The 17384-nt window shown below is 38.1% G+C and carries 11 protein-coding genes; all 11 read right to left on the bottom strand.

What is annotated here, in order from left to right; translation table 11 throughout:
- Positions 1–145: 145 nt before the first annotated feature.
- Positions 146–1312 (bottom strand): Fic family protein, encoded by a 1167-nt coding sequence (locus EDD77_RS08075; protein ID WP_058963325.1) that lies wholly within the window; start codon positions 1310–1312, stop codon positions 146–148.
- Positions 1313–1663: 351 nt separating this feature from the next.
- Positions 1664–4381, bottom strand: coding sequence for a DNA-directed RNA polymerase subunit alpha C-terminal domain-containing protein (locus EDD77_RS08070; protein ID WP_077138495.1), 2718 nt, complete (start codon positions 4379–4381; stop codon positions 1664–1666).
- Positions 4382–4400: 19 nt separating this feature from the next.
- Entirely contained in the window at positions 4401–4952 is a 552-nt protein-coding gene (locus EDD77_RS08065) for a hypothetical protein (RefSeq protein WP_058963327.1), read from the bottom strand.
- 11 nt (positions 4953–4963) lie between these two features.
- Positions 4964–6976 (bottom strand): AAA family ATPase, encoded by a 2013-nt coding sequence (locus EDD77_RS08060; protein WP_058963328.1) that lies wholly within the window; start codon positions 6974–6976, stop codon positions 4964–4966.
- A gap of 15 nt (positions 6977–6991) precedes the next feature.
- Positions 6992–7156 (bottom strand): hypothetical protein, encoded by a 165-nt coding sequence (locus EDD77_RS18045; protein WP_156417369.1) that lies wholly within the window; start codon positions 7154–7156, stop codon positions 6992–6994.
- Positions 7146–9287, bottom strand: a complete 2142-nt coding sequence (locus EDD77_RS08055; RefSeq protein ID WP_058963329.1) for a DEAD/DEAH box helicase family protein — start codon at positions 9285–9287, stop codon at positions 7146–7148. The genes EDD77_RS18045 and EDD77_RS08055 overlap by 11 nt, the downstream gene beginning before the upstream one ends.
- A gap of 14 nt (positions 9288–9301) precedes the next feature.
- Positions 9302–10447, bottom strand: coding sequence for an aminotransferase class V-fold PLP-dependent enzyme (locus EDD77_RS08050; RefSeq protein WP_058963330.1), 1146 nt, complete (start codon positions 10445–10447; stop codon positions 9302–9304).
- Between the two features lie 10 nt (positions 10448–10457).
- Positions 10458–14081 (bottom strand): hypothetical protein, encoded by a 3624-nt coding sequence (locus EDD77_RS08045; RefSeq protein ID WP_058963331.1) that lies wholly within the window; start codon positions 14079–14081, stop codon positions 10458–10460.
- Positions 14082–14090: 9 nt separating this feature from the next.
- A complete protein-coding gene (locus tag EDD77_RS08040; RefSeq protein ID WP_132587364.1) occupies positions 14091–14987 on the bottom strand; it encodes a DUF4007 family protein in 897 nt (298 codons plus the stop codon).
- Between the two features lie 14 nt (positions 14988–15001).
- On the bottom strand, positions 15002–16717 hold the full coding sequence (locus EDD77_RS08035; RefSeq protein WP_058963332.1) for a phosphoadenosine phosphosulfate reductase domain-containing protein: 1716 nt from the start codon (positions 16715–16717) through the stop codon (positions 15002–15004).
- A gap of 58 nt (positions 16718–16775) precedes the next feature.
- Positions 16776–16994 (bottom strand): helix-turn-helix domain-containing protein, encoded by a 219-nt coding sequence (locus tag EDD77_RS08030; RefSeq protein WP_058963333.1) that lies wholly within the window; start codon positions 16992–16994, stop codon positions 16776–16778.
- Positions 16995–17384: the final 390 nt, after the last annotated feature.

The raw sequence follows: 17384 nt of genomic DNA, 5'->3' as shown, positions 1-17384 counted from the left end.
GTTTTTCGCTGCATAAAAAGTGGCCAGCAACCTACTGGCTGCTGGCCGGGAAAACTTTATATTTTTTCACTGTCCTCTTGACGGGTAGCAGTTCAATAAAAGGCGGAGCAGGTTTCCTATGAGCAGAGTGTTGAGGGTTCGGCTACTATATCACTCGGTATTTCACTCGGTTTCCGTATCGTGTGGAAGCCAACATCCCCAGAGATTCAAACTTCAGTACAAAACCACGGATGGTGGCATAGGCAGCATTGCCGAAATCCTTTTCCAGCTGTTTGGTAGAGAATTCTTCATCCCCATAGCAGGAAAAGACAAACTGCCACAGAGCTGCTTCTTTTTCCGTGATTTTCCCTTGCGCTAAAGCCTCTTTGAAGGAATCCATTGCATGACCACCCATCTTGTTTTCGCCAAGCGGACGATACACCTGTTCAATGAAATAGGTAAGAAAAGGGGTCAGATCCACAATACCACTGATTTCCTGATTTCGCTCCACCAGAGAAAATGCATTGTAGTAGCGATTGCGGCTTTCCTCCACATAACGGGAAAGGGGCACAAACAATGCAGACGAATATCCCTGCTGTACTAGATACCACAGGTGTAAAAGCCGGGCCATCCGTCCGTTTCCATCAAAATAGGGATGAAGATATGCCAGATAGAAATGAAGAATCGCCGCCTTTAGCAGGGCATTCGTTTCGGAATCCTCCTGGGCAAACTTGATCAGCGCCGTCATGTACTCCGGCAGTTTGGAGCACGGCAAACCAGTGTGTTCTACTTTGGCCCCTACCACATACACCGCATCGTGCCGGTATCTGTTTCCTGGAAGAAGCTGATCTTCTTCCGGCAAAAACTCTCCAATCGTCATCTGATACAACCGATACAGATTTCCCTCGGTGATCGTGTGCGATGGATCTGCAATAAATTCCAAGCCGCGTTTCATCCCATAAACGCGGTGCTCGTCTTCATTGCGAGGGGAGTGCCCCGCCAGAACTCGCCGTACACTGTCGCGCGTAGTATTGATTTGTTCAATCCGGAAAGTGGAAAGGATTTCATCCTCCATTGCTTTTGCTCCAAACAACTGGTCGCTGCGCTGTGGTGTCAGCAGAATGCGCACCGCGGACAAGGAGACTTGGGTGACGCTTTCCAAAAAAACAATACGTTCTCCGTCGAAATCATTCAGCGGCAACTCATGATAGAAATTCTCCTTTAGAAGTGCCACAAACTCCTGAAGATCCGCTTTAGGATATTTGTAGCCCAGTTTTTTTAGATCGGTTATGCTTTTGTCTGAAAGCATTTTCGCAAACAAGGAAGCATCCATCGAAAGCCCCTCCAAAACTGATATAAATTGATACTAGTTAATATCAGTATACGCCGAATTTGCAGAAGATACAACCCAAAATACAGCAAATCCAAAAGAGATGTTAGAATCCGGAGGTATGTTTCAGTTCGCCTGTCCACCTCGAATGCTTCGTAACGGACTCGTGTTTCAAGTCTCATTCCTACTATTTGCGTGTCCACTTTTTGGGATGCATTTTAAAACAGTCGATATTTTTCTATAATTAGTTATGATGGAAATTGAAGTTATATCATCGCCTTTCATCTTTACATCGATGTTTGTCAAATTCCAGTTTCTTCTATGTTGTATGTTTTTAACTATGTCCTAAATGAGTTAGAAAAATTCTTCTTGAAAGAAATCATCAACCTCCATGCTAGAAATCCCCTCATCAACCAAATTATCGATATATTCATCCATAGAATCAGTTACCACTTTATCCCATGAACCACTTGTTCTGAGTTTTTCTGCAATCTTATCTGCTCGAATTCTAGTGCCAAAAATCTCATTAAACTTTTTTTCCAGACTTTTAACAGTCATAACACCATACACAGAGGATATCCATTCGCAAATTTGACTTATCTTCAACAAAGTATTCTCTAAAGAGAGAATGATTCCCCCTGCCACAGAAAGGGAACCTACTGCTTCCTGTTGCCTCATTATGCACGTCAACATCCAGTCGTTTCCTTGCAACTTCTGAATAATCGAAAGGTTTTCAATCTCACTCCAGATGCTTCGGCCGTTGAAAAATGGCTTATCTTTAAAAAGAGAAACCATTCCCTGAATTTCTCTAATCTCATTTACACTCAGCCCATATACTTCATAAACCTTTGCTTTTGACATCAAAATTTTCGGGGCAGTCTCTATATACTCTAATGACTTTTTGTTTTTATCAAGAGCTGCAGCAAACATTCCAAGATTGAGTATACGCCGATCAAGAAGGCTGAGATCCACAATGTCCTGTGAAAACACTATTCTATCAAATAAATTAAGCGCCGTTCCATATGAAGCATCATATGCATATGATGTGTTAAGAATATAACCCATCCTCCGAAATGCAACTGCATTAATTGCATCATGTGTTGTATACTTACAAACTCTTGCAAATAGATTCTCAATATCCTCAATAAACCACAATGGTTTTTTCTGCAACGCTTCACAAACTGATTGAACATCGTTTTCGTTTACAATAGGTGCATCTATAACATACTTGCCGTCGACATAATATGCACCAACCGCATCTGCAATAACAGAATTTCCCTGAGCTCTTACGCCGTATCTCTCTTCATAGGCCTCAAAGTAGTCCAAATATGTAACAGGTGATAGCTCCTTTAAGAGTCTTATGGCCTGCATCTCTTCAGAAGCATCCCCCATCACAATTATCGGCACTCTTCGACACCGAATCGTAAACTGCTCTTCTCCCCACATGTGAAGCGATGATTTAATCACATAAAACAATTCATAGCCATCGCGAATATCTAGTTCTTCCATTATATCTTGATAATCGCGAAAAATTAATTCAGACGAAATGACAGTATTCTTATATTGGTTAAAGTCTATCTCCGTCCATATAACATGCGGATCTGCATCGCAAAATCTAACTTTATTATTCTTATTAAATACTATGCCTTTTGAATTTCTTAGATAATTCCCTACACTTCGTAAATTTATTTTCAAACGATTTATAGGATAATCTTTTCTTTCAATATAGTTATAATACTCATCTGCAAACTCATCAAGGCTAAGAGGATTATCAGCGTTACTAATTAATACTCTCATTACCATTTCGGTTTTCGTTATTTTTCGTCTCTCATTGCCTTCTTTCTTTTCACATAAATATTCATCGAGCTGTTCTTTCCATAATCCCGTATACTTATTTAAAGACTCACTTGTTAATTCAACTTTACCTCGTATATATCGAATTGATAAAAACTCATAACCTTCTTCCGTCATTTGTGGGAAAGCTCTACAGAATTCCGTTTTAGAGAGATGGAAATATGTATATGGTTCATGGAAATAATCTTCAAAAAGCAGGGGCAATTTACATACTGCTCTAATACATATTTGCCTTACTCGTTCACGGGTTAGACTATACACGCTTCCAATATCTTGAAACGTTTCTCCCGCAACTCTTAATTGAAGGATTTGAAATGCCCTATCATTAGGATCACACTCTTTATTAAACAGCTCAAACACTGTGTCTCGGGAAAGCATAAAAACATCTTTGTAACGAGTAATAATTTTACTTTCAAGTGCAGCATTAAGCAGAATGCTCGGCTGAAAACCAAGTTTAAGATCATTCAGCGCAGTAACCATCATCACTTCGGTGATGACTCCTTGGTTCGATATTGACTCCCAGAAATTTGTAATTTCCTTTCGAAACTGTGGAAGGAGAAGAATCTCCTTTAAGGCCTCATCATAATCATTAGTTAAAATCTGTTCGTCTAAATCCGCTGACTTCATATACTCAGCTAGTCTTCTCCAATATATACGCACAATAGGCTCGAGATCCATTGTTAGCTTTTGGAGAATTGCTTTGATATTTGAATCAATATCGTCCCGTGGAATATCATTTCTAAACACAAGATTTTCTCGAATCCAAGAATCAATAGATTCTTGGATTTCAACAGCAGACTTCCTACCAAGTTTTTTTATCTTTCCAAAATCCGCTTCCGATAGTTGAGCCACATCCTCAATTGTTGAATAACCCTCACGATAAAGTATATTATAGGGACGTGTCGAAAGCCCAAGTTCTGTTATGGAGTGCTTAGACATTTCGTACAATTGCTCGTCTGAAAACGACATAGAGATATTGTTTTCAGGCAAGCGATAATTCGATGACTCCTCACTAACAACAACGTCCTCAACAATAATGTCTTTATGTGCAATCGCACATCGTATTTCATCAATTGTTTTTTGTCCTGCATTCCTTTGTTGTGCAATGTTTTCAATTGGAGTCGAAAGCAATTCCTCGACGGAGTAAATTCCCATTCTACGCAATACATTTCTTGCGCGAACAGATAACTGTAATTGTTCAATGGGTGTTTCAGCCATTTTTATCACCGTCTATTATTTAATACTCAGGACGAAATAGTTGATCATCACTTTCACTGCCATCTCGGCTCTCAATAAGAGATCTCTGGTCAAAAATGGCTTTATATGCGTAATCAACAGTTTCATCAGCACTTATAGTTACACTACTAGAAAAACTATCATACAAAATCTCTATGCCCCCCAATGCATATGCATTAAAGAGAGCAAACGCTTCTTGCATCGTATCAACTTCCGTTTGAGTAACTGGAGGTACTGCCGTCTCGTCCAGTTTGTCTCTATAACGAAAACAGATATTTACACGGTCTTCTGGCGTCCATGATTTGCTAGTATCTGCTAAAATTATAGTTTTAAAAAGCTCATTACACTTCACGTGTTCAGTATTAAATGCATCCGAATAAATTCTTGCTCTATCTGTTGAATCTGATTGTTTTGCTTGCCTTTCATACAAGGCTCCCAAAGCCGCACCAGCCATATAAACATCTATATATCGTTGAAACGCTTTAACATCATTTACGAGATATTTAATGTAGGTGGCATGTTTGCCATAAATTGTGTAATCTCCTTCAAACATTACTTATCACCTCACTCTATAATCTGTGTATGTGATTCCGATCGTTTATTGAGTTTACAATATTTCCCTACTCTTCCAGCTATTACTGGCTCAGCATACTGCCAGTCTTTCTCCATAACAAACATAATAACCTGATTTGCTACCTCAGGAAGTACCGCAGAAATATTCTTGATATGTGTTTCATCTGCGTTTGAGAATGGAGCATCCATAACCAGAGGATACGCTTCATTATCCCACGTAATTGAATCGGAGGTGTTGCGTCCCATGGTAGCCTTTTCTTTTGCCAAATCTACTAACCCGGCAATAAAGGCAAAATTTTTAACACGCTTCAAGCCTTCTGATTCACCTGTAATAATTTCTTTTCCATTCAGCTGTGCAAATAGTGTTACATGATACTGCTTATCAATCTGAACCTTACGTTGACCGTGATACATTTTACCAAAAATGTCATTAACACGTTCTTGCAAACGAACTCGCATTTCTTGTTCTTTTTCAGCATAGGTTTCGTCAATCCAGTTACAAATCTGTTCTGCATAGGCAATATAAGTAATGAGCTTTTGGTTCCTCTCAGAAGTAGAAACCAGACTATCGTACACCTTTTGTGCCGACTCGATAGCGCTTTGGCAAGCCCCAATATCTCTATCGCATTTAGCCTTTTTTTCGGTCATTCGCTTAATGTTGTCTTTTATACGGTTCATGTCAGCTTCATAGCTTCCCATGTTTTCTTTTCCAAAGATACTTTTGTCAATATGTGTAATTTCATCTTCGAGAGAAGCAATCGTATCACGGTGTCTTTGGATATCTTTATATTTTTGCTCTATCATTGGATAAAACAAAGCTATGTTTCTTCGGTCGGTTGAAACTAACTGTTTGAAATTCTGTATCGCCGTACCAATATGTGCAGGCGGTAAAAAGCGAAGTTCTTCAAGGATATGGAGGTAAGCGCTATTACCGGTTTGTCCATCGTCACCTACTTCAATTTTTGCACCGCAAATGCACCGTCCCCGCTTAATAATATCACGAATTGACGATTCGGTCATATCACGAATACCGCGATCATCTACATTCGCATTAACAAGGCAATTCTCTGCTTGGTCCATCAGCGGAAGCATAAAATATGTAATTGCTGAATTACTAAAGTATCCTAAAAACAGCTTATTGCACTTTTCCAACTCAATTCGTTCACTTTCAAGGTTGCTTTCTATCGCTTGCTTCTTTCGTTGCAGCTCAGCAGTATTTTGATTATCTCGAAGAATCTCGGCAATTCGTTCTTTTTGGGCGTTCAGCGAAACCAGTTCCTTTTCGGCTCTTTTTATCTCATTTTCAAGAGCTTCCATTCGTTCAGTTTCATGTGCAATAGTTTCTTGGGCTCTCTTCGCACGTTCATCCCCAGATGAATCCAACGATGCACTCCACTGTCCAATCGCTGTTGCCTTTAATGTACGTGCCCCCAAATGCTTCCTTGCATTACCGACTGCCGCAAGTCCTAGAAGGCCACGAACTGCATCTGACAAATCCTTTCTAGAACTAATATCAGACACGCGTTCTGTGTCAAAGAAAAAATATCCTGATAGAGATTGTGGAAGTATGCTGTTAATAATCCGCTGCTCTTCTCCTTCTCGAACCGGCTTCGTAATTCCATTTTCTTTGTAGGAAACATTAATCTGAGGCTGTAATGCCGTCCAATTTCCATATCCACGATCTACATATGGTTGTTTTCGAAGAATAATATATTCCATATCTTTGTGGATGAGCATCAATTCAACATACACTTCACTTTTTTGCTGAACACCTGCAAACTCATTTGCAATTTCGAGATTTAATAAGAAATCTGGGTTGCTATCTTTTGGGAAATCGGCAACACCATACAAACACCAGTTAAAAGCTTGCAGAATAGTAGTTTTTCCAAAGGTATTATCGCCAAGCAAAACAGTAACATTCTTCTGGGGGTCATTGGAAAACTCCAGTCGTTGCTTTCCTTTAAATTGCCGAAAATTATGTAGCGTAATGCTTTCGATCAACATGTTGATAACACTTCCTTAATCAGCATTCTTTTCTATAATTTTACGAATCGCTTTAACCATATCCTGTGTGGCATATTCACCAGTTTTAAGATTTTGACGTTCAGCCGAGATAATCAATCGTTTCATTTGCGATAATTTCTGATCACTAATGGATACTTTTTTAATTTCATCAGATAACATTTCCATTATCCTCCTCACCCAATAGTTCTTTTTCTGATATATTAAAGCCATGCTTAAGCTCATACAATAAATCAAAGGTAACAGACGGATTTTCTGCAATATCTGCAAAATCCATCATCCGTATAAGCTCTCTTTTAACAAGTCCTTTTGTTGACTCAATAACAGCATTGCTTTGAGAGGAGACCGATTCATACGGAAACGGCAAAGTTACGAAATCATAAATCACTGCATAGTTTTTCCCCGGAAATTTTCGTAACACTCTACCTCTCCTTTGGATATATTCTTTTGGATTTGTACTGCTCGCAAGGATAAATGCAGTCTTTATACTAGGAATATTAACTCCTTCATCAAGACATTTAATTGCCACTAGCGCTTGGAGTGTTTCTCCTTCTGAAAATGCTGCACGAATTTGTGCGCGTTCTTGAGCTGACTCTTGTGATGTGAAACGCCCTACCCTCATCTGAAGAGTATTCCCCAATAATTCTGCCACGAGATCTATTTGTCTTTTACCAAAATCATCGTCTTCATCTCGTACAGTCGTAGCTCCACAATACACAAGAATATGTTTATCATTGACAAATGGAATGACTCGCTCTTCCAATTTAGAGAGCTTATCTTTCGCTCCCGCAATTATTTTAGATCGTTTAATCAGAAGCTGCTTGGCATACTCTGTCAAAATTATTTTACCATTCTTTTTATGTATTGCCTTTGCCAATTGACCAGTGAACATAAGATATTCTGATAATTCATCTTGATCTAGATATGTTAATACTGGATAGTAGTAATATCTGGTAAGCATTCCGTTATCAATAGCATCCCGCAAAGAGTAACTAATACATTTTTCACCAAAATATTCTGACAACGCCGCAGTGCCCGCTTCATCATTATGTCTATCAATCGTTGCTGATAGCCCCAATCTAAATCTAATATTCTCTGGTAAGTATCTTCTGTAGTTTGTCGCCCCCATATTATGAGCTTCATCTACAACAAAAACCACATCATTAGAAAGGAGTTTTACTTGTTCCTGAACACTTTTAGTCGCAAACGACGCATTTGTAGTTATAAGACAAAAGAAATTTGATACATTCAGATTAAACGAACGCACCGCCTGTTCAAGATTTTTCTTCCATTTTTTTTGAGGAGAACTAGAATAACCAATAATTGGCTTAATTCCAAATCGAACAATATCTTCAACCCATTGTTCAACTAAATGTTGATACGGGCAGATAATAATTATACCTAATCTTTTATTATTATCTTGGAACAATTGTTCGATACTCGCTAATGCCGTAAGTGTTTTTCCGGTACCAGTTGCCATATCGTAAATCCCACAATATCCGTTCGCTCTCCAGTTTTGTATTGCAGTCTCCTGATATGGTCTGATTGTAAAATCTTTTGGCAAAAACATTTCCCCTATCAACTGGTCCTCAACCTCTGGTTTAGCAGCAGCTGAATGCAGACGTAGAGTATCATTAAACGCATATATTCGATCCCTTACTGCTTTAGGAAAATCTATCGTCTCGATTCCAGGTTCATAATCATTCCAAATTGCCTGAAAAGCCATTTGCTTCTGAAAAACACGTTCTCTATCATTTGTCCAAGAACAGAAAACATCAAATGATTCATAGTTGGAAGAGAATGCATTCTCGCTTTCATTCATAGAACCTGAAAACGCAAGAGTATTCCCCTCGCTATCACTCATAAGGCCCATTTTTTCGTGGTACATAGCAATTTCATTTTTTGACGAAACAAAAGCTATTTTTATGTCTAAAATACCCTCTGCGATCAGTGCCGCAATATATGACAATCTCTTTGACTCTGTCAAGGATAAAGGAGACTCAATGCCGCGAAGTAATGCTCGTTCTAATATTTTTCGAATTTCATATCCTTTACTAATTTCATCAATATCTTCTTGTGATAACTTAGGCGAAGCAATTACTTGAATTTTTCCGCCATTTCCAATAAGTCCTTCAACACCTTTTGATATCGCAACAAGTGCGGATGAGGAGAAAAAACCTACCGCTCTTTGATAAAGCACAGATTCTTGTAATACCGGGATATAGAAATCTGTTACGACATTATCAATAAGTGACCTGTATTCGTTTTTGACGCCGACATCTGGTAAACTCACGACAGTTCCTCCTTTCAAATATTTTCCGCAATATAGTCAAGAGCTTGTTCGAGCTCGACATAATCTTTATGAGATGTAAAGTAACCTACACTAAATCTAACCGTTCCTGCTGGATAGGTACCTAAAAACATATGCGCCAATGGCGCACACTGTAAACCTGTTCTTACGGAAATACCTAGACGATCAAAAACACTAGCACAACTGTCACTACTGATATCGTCAATTAATACAGATACCACCCCAACATACTCATTCCCTTGTTTCTCTCCAACAATATGAATGAACTCATATCTCGATAATATCTCAATTAATTTTTTTCGATTCTTTTTTTCAACTTCACGAATCTTTTCTATTCCAATTTCATCTATCCAACGAAGCGCTGCATTTAGTCCAGCGATTCCAACCGAATTCAGTGTTCCCATTTCAAAACGTTCCGGAATAGCTGTAGGCATGTCTTGATTCGCAGATTCAAAACCAGTTCCCCCGAAAATGACTGGTTTGAGCTGTACACTTGGGTTCATTACAAATCCTGAAACCCCTGTTGGTCCGTACATCGTTTTATGTCCAGCAAATACTGCAAAATCAATTGTTTCCAGACCCGTATTGCAAGAAACTAAACCAGCAGTTTGAGCCATATCTATAATCACAGTAGCCCCGTAACGTTTACCCATAATCGATAACTCCTCAACAGGTGCAATAAGGCCACACACATTACTAGCATGACTCATAATTAAAATGTCAGGATGACACTTTTTAAATTGATTTTCGATTGCAGGCATATCGTAGCGAAGATTACTATCCAGTTCAAGCTTCTTGATATTTATTTTTCCAGCCTGCATAAGAAAATGCAATGTTCTAGTAACTGCATTATGCTCAAGCGGAGTAATATAAACCGTCTGCTTCTCATTAGTCATCAAGCCTTGCAAAATTATGTTCAGTGCAATAGTTGCAGTAGGAGTAAAAACCACCTGTTTTGCAGGGCACTTTAGCAATCTTTGAATTCTTTTGCGAGTATCTGCAATCATTTGATAAGCTGAGACAGCTTTTTTATAACCACCTCTTCCAATACTCGCACCATTAGAACGGTAAAAACGATCCATTTCAGAATAAACAATTTCTGGCTTTGGGAAAGTTGTTGACGCATTATCAAAGTATGCCATATCATCCCTCCTAACAGAGCTTCTTAAGTACATCCATAAGTATTTGTCGCTTCTCGGACTCAGTTATCGCCTGGCCAAATGATTCGATGTCAGAAACAATTTTGTTATAAAGCAGCTTACCTCTATTGCTTGTCATAACTCGATCAAATCGTTTAATCTCAAATTCACCGTTATCTAACACAAAAGAAATTTGGTAGGAATCTGCCTGAATTAACTTTTGACTAGAATCAACCGCATCTGGCTCTTTGCGAAATCCTTCAGCAGTTTCTTTGTAACGTTCAAGATTTATAAGGCACTTTTCGAGGGTATAATCATTCCAATCCTCCATACGGAGATCGGTTGTTATTTTAGCGAGTCTTGCAATAAAAGCCCTCTCATCATTAGACGCCGTTTTTAGGAGTCCCAGACATCTGTCTGTTCCATCCACAAACAATTGCTCAAAAACATTTTGATCCAGCGATTCGCACCAATCTTTGATAACCGATGAAAGCGACATCTGGTTTACCGCTCTGTTCTTATGTTCACCAGCAAACAGCTTTTTTACTCTAAGTATCAAAATGTCTCGCAAATCCGAAAGAGCATTATCATAAAACTCTTTCGCCGCTCGAATATTATCCGCAACCCCTTCGACAAAACTCGTATATCCGAACGCTTGTGGTATCTGCTCAAATAAAAACTCATAGCCTGATGGATTCTGCCGTAAAAGTTGAATGAACCCTACATATCCTCGGTCAATTTCTTTTCCATTTGGAGCGCTCTTCATTTCCTTAACATATTTTGGTAAAGAAACATACCATCGTTTCATCGCAGAAATAATATAGTCATAAAGGTTGCTACTTTTCTCACTAGTGACAATTTTATCCAAAAAGATGCTTTCTAATCTCAGGATATAGTCACCTTTTTCTGATGTCCAGTTTAAATACTTGATATTAAAGTTTTCTGGATGCACATTTATTTGAAGTAATACATCCGCATTGATAGGAACCTGTCCAAACCGATTTTCAATGACAACCTGTTGCTTAAATTCATGCAATACAGCTGCGAGATAAATCGGTACCAATTCTCTTCTGAGCCCAATACCACTTTGAGCAGTACATAGGCGTTCATATAGCAAATTGAAAGGCTGACTACCATTTATTCTTGTACTCGAGATAAAATTCTTTATCTCGTCCAACATATACGCCATATTCGGATTACCTTGAGGGTTTAAGTTCACAGTAATATTACTGCTTACATTTTCAAGCACCCCTGTACGAACTAATGTGCTTCGCATAATAGAAACATCCTGACCCGTTCCTATTAATCCAAGATTTGGTTCAAGTTCAGTCCGAAGAAGCGCAGCCACAATCTTATTCCTACTATTTCGAGCCATCGAGGTCGCTTCATTTCTATTTAGAGCCTCATTGTTAACAACAGGAGTTCTCGCATAACATTTATCACAAATAGCAGAAAGCAATCCCGTCAATGCTGCTTTTCTATTTATTATCTGTTCAGATCCACAACAAATATAGCAAGCCTCATATAGTTCCGGATGTGTATAGGACGAAATAAAGTCCCCTATCAAATCTCTCAAATCTTCATAGATAACTTCATATTCATTAAAAAGCACCTTATCATCGATTGCTTCTTCCCTTAGTTCAGTGACCGCATTAAACTCTCGAACAGCAGGCTCAATATCCTTGTATGTTTTGGGCAGAACAAACACTGCCCGTTCCATATTGGCAGATATCTCCATAAGGACTTTTTTTACGCTTGAAAAAGATTCCATATTATGGCGTAACACTCCAAAGACCACGCCATCAGCTGTAGTCTTGTCTATAATTTCCTTTAATCGTTGCGGTTTGAAAATCGCATCTTCTGTAATAAAAGTGAAGTCAAAATATCGAACCATCTCATGAGCATCATTATATCTGGAGGGATACAGATAACTTTCCAAATTCACATCATTCAGTGCATCTTCAATAGAGATTGTGCGCCGTTTCGCTTCCACAAAATTGGATATCTTTTGCTGAATATCAATGCCCGAGGATTGTTTGAGTTGAAGATAATTATTGCTCCTCTTCAGGTAAACCACATAATCATTTTTAATTAATGATTCAATTGCAGATTCAATCTGTTCATGAGAATATGAAACAGAAAACACTCCATACAACTCTTCTTTTGTTGGGCGAAGCTTTTCGAATTGTTCAAGAACATAAATTAGTGATATAGTCTTAACAATCTTACTTTCAAGACTTCTGTTCTCTAACTGACTAAGAATAACTTCTGTCAAAACATAAATTTCATGAAGAGAACCAGAATAAATTTCTTTCTTTAACAGCGGCTCAAAATAATCATAGATTTGATCCGGGGTAATTAATAAAAACTCCAGGTCATCATAAGATTCAAGATACGCCGGAAGTGTTGAGACTCCATTAGCCGACAAAAAAGTAAACAGCGTTCGTTCGTTTTGTGCTACACGCTCTGATAAACGTGGTAAGATAAACATTGAAACTGGATGAAGAGGATAACAATCTTCAATATTCTTTTTAATTTCCGCCTCAGACATTCCTCCAAAAATAGGGTGGACGCAATATCTTTCTTGAAGTGCCACAAAACGTTGACGATTTTTTTCTGTAAATTCTTTCCACATTAATGCGTTTTTTTGAATAACGGATGCAATAATCTCATATGTCTGAGTGAAATTATTACTCAATCGAATATGCAAGAAACGCTCAGAAACGCCGCGCCATCCATCGACTTTTTGCTTTGGTAGTACGTCAATATAGTTTGCAATTTCTTTGTGCGAAATCAGCATTATGTGCATCTGTGTAGCACCGCTTCTATTGCATTTCTCTGCAAAATCTTGTAACATTTTTGTGTCACTTACAGACGCAGTGGCAATATTAGCTTCAAGATACTTGCTAAACTCGTCATATACAACAAATATTCCGGTGTAGCCTTTCTTCCGCAATCCCTTTGCCACATTTTCATAAAGTTCTACTACGTCAAATCCCAAAAATGGATTGAATATACTACCAGCTGTAAGATCCGGATAAATAGCTTCAAACTCCTCATACGCGTTTACGTTAAACGCACATAGTTCCTCAGTAAAAGTATTAATTGGCTTCGAAATTCGCTCGCAGAATTTATTGTAGGTTTCGGGAAATTCGTTTTTCCATCTGTCAATCATGAAAACCGCAGCTTTATAGTTAGTTTCAGGCATAATATCAAGATAGCCGTTGCTAGCAAGCGTGCGCTGTAACGCGAGCAAAAACGCTTGATTTAAGCTCGTATTACTTCCAGTTATTACAACCGGAAGAATTTTATTATCACTATCGTAGTAATTCTCAATAAGTTTCTGTAATTTTGTGCCAGCTAATTTTGACAGCGTTCTTTCAAATAACGAAAAATCCTTTTTCATCAAAATAGAAAGAATCGTCAACATAATATGTGACTTTCCCTTTCCATATGCACCAATTAACACCCGTGCTCTTTCAGTAGAAGAAACCTGAGTACTAAGTAAAACATCCTCAAGCAGATTCATTGCAGATGTCGTTGGTATAAAGTTTTTTATTTTTGTCTCGTTGTTCAGGTCATAACCGATATTAACCGAATACTGAAATCCTGATGCAACAGAAATCATTTTGCTCATGTCTTACTCCTACTGAATGATCTCATTGTAATATTTTTGTATACAAGTGAAAAAGTCATAGCCTGGTTCAAGTTTTATATAATCCAGGCCAGCCGTTCGTACAATTTTTAACACACCTGTTCTTTCTGCACGGTGCAGTAACTCAATCATAGTTATTGAATCCAAGTTAAAAACCTTACCGATATTGCACGGGCTAGATAGTAATGTATTTAAGCTGATTTCGGTGTTAAATCCTGCTTGATCATAAATAACCGCTAAAGCAACCCAAGGATCGATGGTATCTGCTGTTGGGATACTCTTTTTATAAGTCGTATCATTGCTCTTTTTGCTCAGGATATCGATAAGTCCAAGCTCGCCAAATGGACAATCAATATTGTTTTCCGGTGATACTCTCACTGTGGATATCTTTCCTCTTGAAATATATGTATTAATAATACAAGAAAAATCGTCATTGAGAGAACGGATTGCAGCTTGTTCCTGTGACATAACGATATAGTTTTGCAACGCCTTAACAAAATCCTCTCTTGTGAATTCACTCATGTTAAATTCATTGAAGAAGAAGTACCATGCCGTAGCCTCATTCTTATTCTTTGCAAGCTGATATTGCAGTAACCATAGTGTTCCTAATTCCTCAATGTATGGATCATGTTCATAAATTAATTCACCCAAAGGCGTAAGAACTTGAACGCGCTGTCCTTTAGATCTTTCCTCTGTTAGTCCGACCGCTTGCAGCCAATAACGAAGAGCTTTAACCATATTAGCTCCAATCCCTAAAACATCCATCGGATTTCGATCTTTATCTTTAGTTACAAATACATCTTGATTCGCAATGACATTTCGCATGCCTTTGCTTAACCAGCCTTTTCGAATGAAAAATGTATCATGTGCGCGAAATTTCATTGCCATTTTCAAGCCCTCCGCTATTTGGTACGCAGATACTTATCCATCATGCATCCGCCGTCTAAATATTTTGCTGTCATACACATTTTGCAATGCACACATTTGTTAGAATCAATATAATATCTATCACCAACAATTGCGATTGCGCCAGCGCGGCAAATTGATTCACACTTCAAGCATTTCCGACATGCATTAAACTTGCGAATCTGATAAGAAACCATCCTTTGAAGTTCCTCATGATCTGCCACATTCATCGTCTTGACCTTAACTGCAAACTCATACCCGTCCTGGCTGAAAGGTTGAATCGACAATATTGGGACATTTGATCTATTATCTAGAACAATAACTTCTTTAAGAAGTTTTTTTCCTAGTTCAGGAGCAATCCGTCCAAACGGTACGAACATACCTATAAGTTCTTCATCAAAAGCCCTTACAAGTCTATAAATTTTTGCATGTTCTTCAGCAGTACAATTTGTAAATCGAATCTTTACATCACCAGCAGAAGCAAGGCCATTTCCTCCTTGGCGTGCTTTCCATTTTCCTGAGTCAACATATACCTCTGGATCAGGTTTTCCGATCTTTTCTGCAAATTTTATCAAAAAAGATCTCCATCTTTTGGATTGCTCCGGCATATATATTCTTGATAGAAACTGAGCTCTCTGGTTATTATTGGGGCAGCACCAGCATCCAACACGATCATAACCTAAACGGTATGCATCATTAAAATCAACTTCTTCTGCGAAAATGTACAGCCACACGTCAATATCTTTCCAGAAGAAAATAGGAGAAGCAACTGTCTGTTGTTGAATTTTAACAGTCGCTGCATTATCCTCAATTCGATTATACTTACTTCTACTTACAGATTCAGATTTTCTAATCCCATAGAAAGTGAGAATTTGTTGGTTACGATAAAAACCATTAATAACTCTAGTGATCGGACCTGTTTTGAACATGGAGCAGCACCATCGCATCATTCTGGCGGGTGGTCCAATATCCTCACACACATCATAGAAAACCTGTTCATCATTCTTTGCAATCTCAAAAATTGCTTGAGGATGATTTACTCTAAAACGGTTCGCGTATTCTATAGTAGAGGGAAATTCTAGTGTTGTATCTCCAAAAATATGTACTAAATTAGGATTGCTGAGCGCCTTCACTACTACATCGGCTGTTGCCGTAGAATCTTTCCCCCCAGAGAAGGATATAACAATTTTTTCTTCATCAAATTTTTCTGCAGCACGTCTAACAAAACTAAACGCTTCATCTTTTAAAAAGTGCAGCCGCTCTCTATTAGCTTCAACAAAATGCGATATATGTTTATTAAAACTTTCATAAGAATTTTGAGCTGTATGCTTCTCTAATTTCTGAATAAGCAGATCTGTATCTGCCTTTTGGAAAACAGAGCTCGCCAATGTAACAGACATTCCATCGATATAGTACCTGCCATTAGATGCCCAAACTGATTTATCAATAAACTCATTTGCATTCTTATCAAGAAGAAATTCAAGTAACAAACGCTCTTCAGGAAACACCGGACGCAGATCAGCAGATAAATAGTGAGCCTGCTTCGAACACAATGGGCATTCACATTTTGCCGGATCATTTACAGTTCGAATAATCGGAACTCTACAGTTAGAGCACCACATAATCTCAATAGGAGTATCCTCCTCCGTTGTGCGCCCACAAATAGGACAATTTTTTTCATTGGTTTCTATAGCACAATCTCTGCACCACATTTATGTCCCCCCCTTTCCATTTTTCATATAAAAGTATATATCATAATTTATTCAAAATTCAGTCTTTACTCTCTTCGTCTGGAACTATTTCTACTATTTCTTCAATTTTGCAATCCAAAGCCATACATATCTTTCGCAACACTTCTGTTGACACATCCCCCCCTTTTCCCATCTTTGCAATTACGTTTGTTGACAAACCCGCCATTTCTCGTAGATCCTTTTTAATCATATTCTTATCAATCAGCAACTTCCAAAGTTTATTATAATTTACAGTCATAGTCTTCACCGCGCTCTCAAAAAATGACCATTCAAGGTAATATTACTAGAATAGCATACCATATGCACTTTTTATTTTCAATTAATCCTTGAGTTTTTCAATCCAAATTTTCGGAATCCAATCTTCTACTCAAGTTCGTATATGCATCATTTCTGATAGCTAGTATAATAAAAGCTATTGCTCATCTTCCTTATCACTACACCGAAACTCTTACTAGTAAAACAACAAGTTCGACTTTAGTTGCTTTGCTTTCACCGACAGCTTCAAAACACAAGTTAAAATCATCGGTACCTTGTCTAGTTTAATATTGTTTAGACTTTTCAACAATGTGTTGGGCTATCTCTGCTTTTATCCGTCTGTTGAACACAAATATATATAACTTATTATTTT

Origin of the sequence: Allofournierella massiliensis (assembly GCF_004345265.1) — a bacterium.
GTDB classification, from domain to species: domain Bacteria; phylum Bacillota; class Clostridia; order Oscillospirales; family Ruminococcaceae; genus Allofournierella; species Allofournierella massiliensis.
Note: the sequence above shows the minus strand (reverse complement) of the source record. Positions and strands in the feature narration are given on the sequence as shown.

Coding starts and splice junctions, on each gene's coding strand:
- EDD77_RS08050 (WP_058963330.1), bottom strand. CDS start 10,447: ATGGCATACTTTGATAATGCGTCAACAACTTTCCCAAAGCCAGAAATT.
- EDD77_RS08045 (WP_058963331.1), bottom strand. CDS start 14,081: ATGAGCAAAATGATTTCTGTTGCATCAGGATTTCAGTATTCGGTTAAT.
- EDD77_RS08060 (WP_058963328.1), bottom strand. CDS start 6,976: ATGTTGATCGAAAGCATTACGCTACATAATTTTCGGCAATTTAAAGGA.
- EDD77_RS08070 (WP_077138495.1), bottom strand. CDS start 4,381: ATGGCTGAAACACCCATTGAACAATTACAGTTATCTGTTCGCGCAAGA.
- EDD77_RS08035 (WP_058963332.1), bottom strand. CDS start 16,717: ATGTGGTGCAGAGATTGTGCTATAGAAACCAATGAAAAAAATTGTCCT.
- EDD77_RS08030 (WP_058963333.1), bottom strand. CDS start 16,994: ATGACTGTAAATTATAATAAACTTTGGAAGTTGCTGATTGATAAGAAT.
- EDD77_RS08065 (WP_058963327.1), bottom strand. CDS start 4,952: ATGTTTGAAGGAGATTACACAATTTATGGCAAACATGCCACCTACATT.
- EDD77_RS08040 (WP_132587364.1), bottom strand. CDS start 14,987: ATGGCAATGAAATTTCGCGCACATGATACATTTTTCATTCGAAAAGGC.
- EDD77_RS18045 (WP_156417369.1), bottom strand. CDS start 7,156: ATGTTATCTGATGAAATTAAAAAAGTATCCATTAGTGATCAGAAATTA.
- EDD77_RS08075 (WP_058963325.1), bottom strand. CDS start 1,312: ATGGATGCTTCCTTGTTTGCGAAAATGCTTTCAGACAAAAGCATAACC.